Origin of the sequence: Mesorhizobium sp. M7A.F.Ca.CA.002.09.1.1 (assembly GCF_003998555.1) — a bacterium.
Lineage (GTDB): Bacteria > Pseudomonadota > Alphaproteobacteria > Rhizobiales > Rhizobiaceae > Mesorhizobium > Mesorhizobium ciceri.
In genome coordinates this window covers 1-5,739 of sequence record NZ_RZRR01000301.1, presented here as the reverse complement: position 1 = coordinate 5,739, position 5,739 = coordinate 1, and the positions used below count along the sequence as shown (strand labels likewise).

At 65.0% G+C, this 5,739-nt stretch carries 5 protein-coding genes and 1 pseudogene; 1 reads left to right on the top strand and 5 read right to left on the bottom strand.

Annotation, left to right across the window (positions count from 1 at the left end):
- On the top strand, positions 1 to 318 hold a 318-nt coding region (locus tag EN994_RS15095; RefSeq protein ID WP_127307623.1), incomplete at its 5' end, for an SDR family oxidoreductase.
- A gap of 244 nt (positions 319 to 562) precedes the next feature.
- On the opposite strand, the gene EN994_RS15090 is transcribed toward EN994_RS15095, so the two are convergent.
- The 5 genes and pseudogenes from EN994_RS15090 to EN994_RS15070 form a co-directional block, all read right to left on the bottom strand.
- A complete protein-coding gene (locus EN994_RS15090; RefSeq protein WP_063169487.1) occupies positions 563 to 1,507 on the bottom strand; it encodes an ABC transporter permease in 945 nt (314 codons plus the stop codon).
- A complete protein-coding gene (locus EN994_RS15085) occupies positions 1,504 to 2,559 on the bottom strand; it encodes an ABC transporter permease (RefSeq protein WP_063169488.1) in 1,056 nt (351 codons plus the stop codon). Before EN994_RS15085 ends, EN994_RS15090 begins: the two co-directional genes overlap by 4 nt.
- A complete protein-coding gene (locus EN994_RS15080; protein ID WP_063169489.1) occupies positions 2,559 to 4,070 on the bottom strand; it encodes an ABC transporter ATP-binding protein in 1,512 nt (503 codons plus the stop codon). The genes EN994_RS15085 and EN994_RS15080 overlap by 1 nt, the downstream gene beginning before the upstream one ends.
- A gap of 235 nt (positions 4,071 to 4,305) precedes the next feature.
- A complete protein-coding gene (locus EN994_RS15075; RefSeq protein WP_013528955.1) occupies positions 4,306 to 5,337 on the bottom strand; it encodes a BMP family protein in 1,032 nt (343 codons plus the stop codon).
- Between the two features lie 143 nt (positions 5,338 to 5,480).
- Positions 5,481 to 5,739, bottom strand: a pseudogene (locus EN994_RS15070) (3-oxoadipyl-CoA thiolase); the annotation flags it as partial.

Here is a 5,739-nt window from a genome sequence, read left to right as displayed (position 1 = left end):
CCCAACGAAGTGCTCTACGACACCACCAAGGGCGCTTGCCACATGTTCGCCCGCGCCATCGCCGTCGAGTTCCGCGACCGCAACATCCGCTGCAACGCCGTCTGCCCGGGCTTCATCCGCACGCCGCACGGCCTGCGCGAGGTTGCCGACCTCGGCAGGCTCGGCGTCGATGTCTCGGACGCAGCGCTGGCCGCGCAGCAGGGCCGCATCGGCGAGCCGGAAGAGGTGGCGAGGGCGGCGCTTTACCTGGCCAGCGACGAGTCGAGCTTCGTCAACGGCACGCATCTGTTCGTCGACAACGGTTTTACCGCGATGTGAGGCGACGCCTGGCGCCCTTCCTCTCCCCCGTCGATCGGGTGAGAGGTGTCGAGCGCAGCTCGACGGAGTGGGGGTCGACGGAGTGGGGGCGACCCTTGGGCGCGGTGCAGGAAGATTCTTGCGCCTAGTGGCCTTCCAATGTCCGTCGCGACGGTTGCCGGGTGGTTCCCCCACTCCGTCGCGGCTTCGCAGCGCCACCTCTCCCCCCTCCGGAGGGAGAGGAAATGGCACCAAGCCCTGCTTGCTAACGCTCCTCCCTGCGAAATGGCTTGAGCAGCGCCGACGGCGCCACCGCGTTGCGCGACATCACAGCCATGGCGACGATGGTGAAGATGAACGGCAGCATCAGGAACGCCTCGTAGGGGATGTGTCCGAGCCCGCTCGCCTGCATGCGCAGCTGCAAGGCATCGACGAAGGCGAACAGAAGTGCCGCACCCGCCGAGCGCCATGGATCCCAGCGGCCGAAGACGACCAGCGCGATCGCCACCCAGCCGCGCCCGGAGACGACGCCGAAGGTGAAGGCGTTGAACTGCGCCATCGACAGGAAGGCGCCGGCCAGCCCCATCAGCGCGCCGCCGAGGACAACCGCCTGGAAGCGTGTGGCGATGACGCTGACACCGGCCGAATCCGCGGCACGCGGATTTTCACCGACCATGCGCACCGACAGGCCCCATGGCGTGCGGTAGAGTATGAAAGCGGCCAACGGAATGGCCAGGATCGCCATGTAGACCAGCGCGAACTGGTTGAACACCGCCGGCCCGAGCACCGGAATGTCGGAGAGGAGGGGGATCGGCAGCGTCTGAAAACCATTGATGTTGGGCGGCACAGACTGCTGGCCGAAGATCAGCCGGTAGAGGAAATAGGCAAGGCCCGACGAGAACAGCGTCACGCCGATGCCGCAGACATGCTGGCTGAGGCCGAGCACCACCGTGAACAACGCATGCAGCGCACCCATCAGCATGCCGGTCAGCACCGCCGCCAGCACGCCGAGCCACAGGCTGCCGCTGAGGCTGGCAGCGGTGAAGCCTGTCATCGCCGACAAAAGCATGATGCCTTCGATGCCGAGATTGAGCACGCCGGCCCGTTCCGAGAACATTTCGCCCAGCGTTGCAAAAGCCAGCGGCGTGGCGATACGAATGATCGCGGCCAGAAAACCGACCTGGAAGATCTGTTCGAACACCGCGCTCATCGGGCAACCCCGACGCGGCGGATGCGATAGGCGGTGAACAGCAGCGCCACCAGCATGGCGAGCAGTGCAGTGCCCTGGATGACATCGCTGAGGAAGGCCGGCACGCCGGTCGCCCGCGACATCGCCTCGGCGCCGGTCATCACGGCGGCAAGGAAGATCGCCGCCGGCACGACGCCAAGCGGGTTGAGCCGCGCCAGCATGGCAACGACGATGCCGGAATAGCCGTAGCCCGGCGAGATGTCGCTCATCACCTGGAAATGCACGCCGCCGACCTCGCCGACGCCGGCCAGTCCGGCCAGCGCGCCGGACAGCAGCGCTGTCGAGATCAGCACGCGCTCGACATGGATGCCGCCATATCTGGCCGCTTCCGGGTTTTCGCCGGTGACCCTTATCCTGAAGCCGAGCGTGGTGCGCACGATCAGGAACCAGATCAGCGGTGCCGCCAGCAGCGCCACGATAACGCCGAGATGCAGCCTTGTACCTTCGATCAGCACAGGGAAATTGGCCGAATCCTCTATCGGCGGCGAGATCGGATAGCCGCTGAAGGAGTCCTTCCACGGTCCTTCGATCAGCGCCATCAGCGCGTAGTAGATGACCGAGTTGAGCAGCAGCGAACTGACGACATCGTCGACCTTGAATTTTACCCTGAGGGTCGCCGGCACCAGCGCGACCGCGGCCCCGGCCGCAGCGCCTGCGACCGCCATCAACACCATGGCGAGCGGTCCCGGCATCGGGATGGCGCCGACAAAGCAGCTGGCCACCGCGCCGGCCAGCAATTGACCCTCGGCGCCGATGTTCCAGAATTTTGCCCGGAAGGCGACCGCCACCGCCAGTCCGGTGAAGATCATCGGCGCGGCGCGCACCATCGTTTCGGTGATCGCATAGCTGTCGCCCAGCGAGGCCGTGAACATCACGCCATACGCATCGAGCACGCCGGCGCCGGCCAGCGCGATCAGGCCACTGCACAGGACAAGCGTCGCGCCGATAGCCAGCAGCGGCAAAGCGAGGTTGAACCAGGCCGGCGTAGAGGTGCGGACTTCCAGGCGAAACATCAGCTGTGCCCCTCCGCCCCGGTCATCATCAGGCCGAGCTGTGCGATCGTTGCATCGGCGCTGTCGAGCGTGCCGACAATGCGGCCCTCATACATCACCGCGATGCGATCGCAGAGCACCAGCAGCTCTTCCAGATCCTCGCCGATGACGATGATGCCGCAGCCCTTGGCCCGCATGTCGAGGAACTTTTCGTGGATGAAACGCGCCGCGCCGATATCGAGCCCGCGCGTCGGTTGCGAGACGATCAGAACCTTCGGGTCGAAGGCCAGTTCGCGTGCCAAGAGCGCCTTCTGCAGATTGCCGCCGGACAGCGCTCCCGCGCGGGTCATCGGCCCGGGGCACCTTATATCATAGGCCTTGATCTGCTCTTCCGCGAAGGCGCGGATCGTATCCGGCTTGAGCAGGCCCTTGCTGCTGAACGCGGCGGTGCCGATGCGCGGCAACACCATCGAATCCGCGAGCGGCAGGTTGGTAACCAGCCCCGTCGTCATACGGTCTTCCGGGATGCGGCCAAGACCGAGCGCCTGCACTTCGCGCGGCGAAAAGCGTGAGACTTTCTGGCCGGCGATCGTCATCCGGCCGGCGTCAGGTACGCGCACGCCGGAGATGACCTCCGCCAGCGCGCGCTGGCCATTGCCCGACACGCCGGCAATGCCGAGGATCTCGCCTGCACGCACGGCAAGCGACACGTCGCGCAGCGCCGTACCCGAATGACGCGAGGTGGAAATGCCGTCGAGGGTCAGCACCGCAGCACCGGGCGTCGACTGTCCCCGCGCCGGCGGCACGATCTCATGGCCGCACATCAGTTGCGCCATTGCGGACGATGTCGTGTTGGCGGGATCGTCGACGCGGCCGGCGACGCGCCCATGCCGCAGCACTGTGCAGCGATGCGTCAGTGCCCGCACCTCGTTGAGCTTGTGCGAAATGAAAATGATGCCGAGCCCTTGCGCCGCCATCGACCGCAACGCCGAAAACAGCCCGTCGACCTCGCTCGGCGCCAGCACCGCCGTCGGCTCGTCGAGGATCAAGAGCCTGGCGCCGCGAAACAGTGCCTTGACGATTTCGAGCCGCTGCTGCTCGCCGACCGACAGCGCCGAGACCGGAAGATCGGGATCAAGCGTCAGCCCATGCTGGCGGCCGATCTCGGCCAGCCGCGCCAGCCCGCCGGCGCGGTCGATCCGCCCTGTCTTGCCGGGAATGCCTATCAGCAGGTTCTCCAGCACCGTCAGCCTTGGCGCCAGATGAAAATGCTGGTGCACCATGCCGATGCCGGCGGCTAGCGCATCGGCGGAACTTGTGATCCGCACCGGCCTGCCCTGGATGAGAATCTCGCCGGCGTCGGGCGCATAGGCGCCGAACAGCACGTTCATCAGCGTCGTCTTGCCGGCGCCGTTCTCGCCCAGCAGCCCGAGGATCTCGCCCGGCGCGACGCTAAGGTCGACAGCCTCGTTCGCCTTGACGGCGCCGAAGTGTTTGGTGATGCCGCGCATTTCGATGAGGGGGGCGGACAAGGGGGCTCCTGAACGTACGGGCTTTGCGATTCAGCTTTGATTGAGAGGAATGCGCTGCACCCCCCTCTGGCCTGCCGGCCATCTCCCCCTCAAGGGGGAGATTGGATGTCATATCGGCTTTCGCCAATTTTCTTGAAAGAACAGCGCGTCGCCGAAACTGCTAATCTCCCCCCTTGAGGGGAGATGTCCGGCAGGGCAGAGGGGGGCGCCTAGCGCCAGCCCCTCAAACCAGAACTCAATCCGAAACCGGCGTGTTCTCGTCCACGTCGACGCGGAAATTGCCTTCGAGTATCTCGGCTTTCTTCTTTTCGACCAGCTCCTTCACGTCCGCCGGCAGCGTCTTGTCGAACTTGTGGTAAGGCGCCAGATGCGAGCCGCCCTTGGCCATGCGCGAGAAGTCGCCATAGTCCTGCGCGGTGAAGACGCCGGCCTTGACCAGCTTGATCGCCTGTTCGACCGTCGGATACATGTCCCAGACCGGGCCGGTGATGACCGTATCCGGGCCGAGACTCGATTGGTCGGACATGTTGGAGATGGCAAGGATCTTCTTGTCGACCGCCGCTTCGATGACACCGAAGCGCTCGGCATAGATGACGTCGACACCGGCGTCGATCTGCGCGACCGCCGCTTCCTTGGCCTTGGGCGGATCGAAGAAAGAGCCGATGAAGGCGACCTTCTTCTTGATGTTCGGGTTGACCTCCTTGGCGCCGGCGAAGAAGGCGTTGACCAGCCGGTTCACTTCCGGAATGCCCATCGCCGCGACGGCGCCGATCGTGCCCGACTTCGACATCTTGCCGGCGATCATACCGGAGAGATAGGCGGGCTCGTGGATCCAGTTGTCGAACACGCCAAAATTCGGTTCCGCCGGCCCGGCACCGGAGCCGAACAGCCAGGCGGTCTTCGGGAACTGCTTGGCGGTGCGGCGCGATTCACGCTCGGCGGCGAAGGCATCACCCAGCACCAGCTGGTAGCCGCCTTGCGCGTATTCGCGCATGACGCGGCTGAAATCGGCGGTCTGCACCTTCTCCGACCATTTGTATTCGATGCCGAGTTCCTTCTCGGCTTTCTGCAGGGCGACATGGATCTGGTTGTCCCATGGCTCCTCGATCGGCGTGGCGAAGATCGCCGCCACCTTCAGTTTCTTGTCCTTGCCGAAGGCAGCGCCCGGCAGCATTGCCGCAGCCAGGCCAAGCGCGCCCAACTCCAGCACATTGCGTCGCGAAAGCCCTTCGCGTGCGGATTGAAATCTGTTCTTTCGGTTTTCCATTGTATTCCCCTCTGTTCGACAGCCGTGTCGAGCCGGCTGTTCTAAAAATCAGACGAGGAACTATGGAACGGGTCCGGACTTTTGTCCACGTGGTCAAATTTAACCGCACCGGATTCTCGAAGTTAGCCGGAGAGACTTGCCGATCAGACCCGTTCCAGCGCGATCGCGATGCCCTGGCCGACGCCGATGCACATGGTGGCAAGCGCATACCGGCCGCCGCGCTCGCGAAGCTCCAGCGCCGCCGTGCCGGATATGCGGGCGCCCGACATGCCCAAGGGATGGCCGAGCGCGATGGCGCCGCCATTCGGGTTGACGTGTTCGGCGTCCTCGGCAATGCCGAGCTGGCGCAGCACGGCGATGCCTTGCGAGGCAAAGGCTTCGTTGAGCTCGATGACGTCGAAC

Coding starts and splice junctions, on each gene's coding strand:
- EN994_RS15085 (WP_063169488.1), bottom strand. CDS start 2,559: ATGTTTCGCCTGGAAGTCCGCACCTCTACGCCGGCCTGGTTCAACCTC.
- EN994_RS15090 (WP_063169487.1), bottom strand. CDS start 1,507: ATGAGCGCGGTGTTCGAACAGATCTTCCAGGTCGGTTTTCTGGCCGCG.
- EN994_RS15075 (WP_013528955.1), bottom strand. CDS start 5,337: ATGGAAAACCGAAAGAACAGATTTCAATCCGCACGCGAAGGGCTTTCG.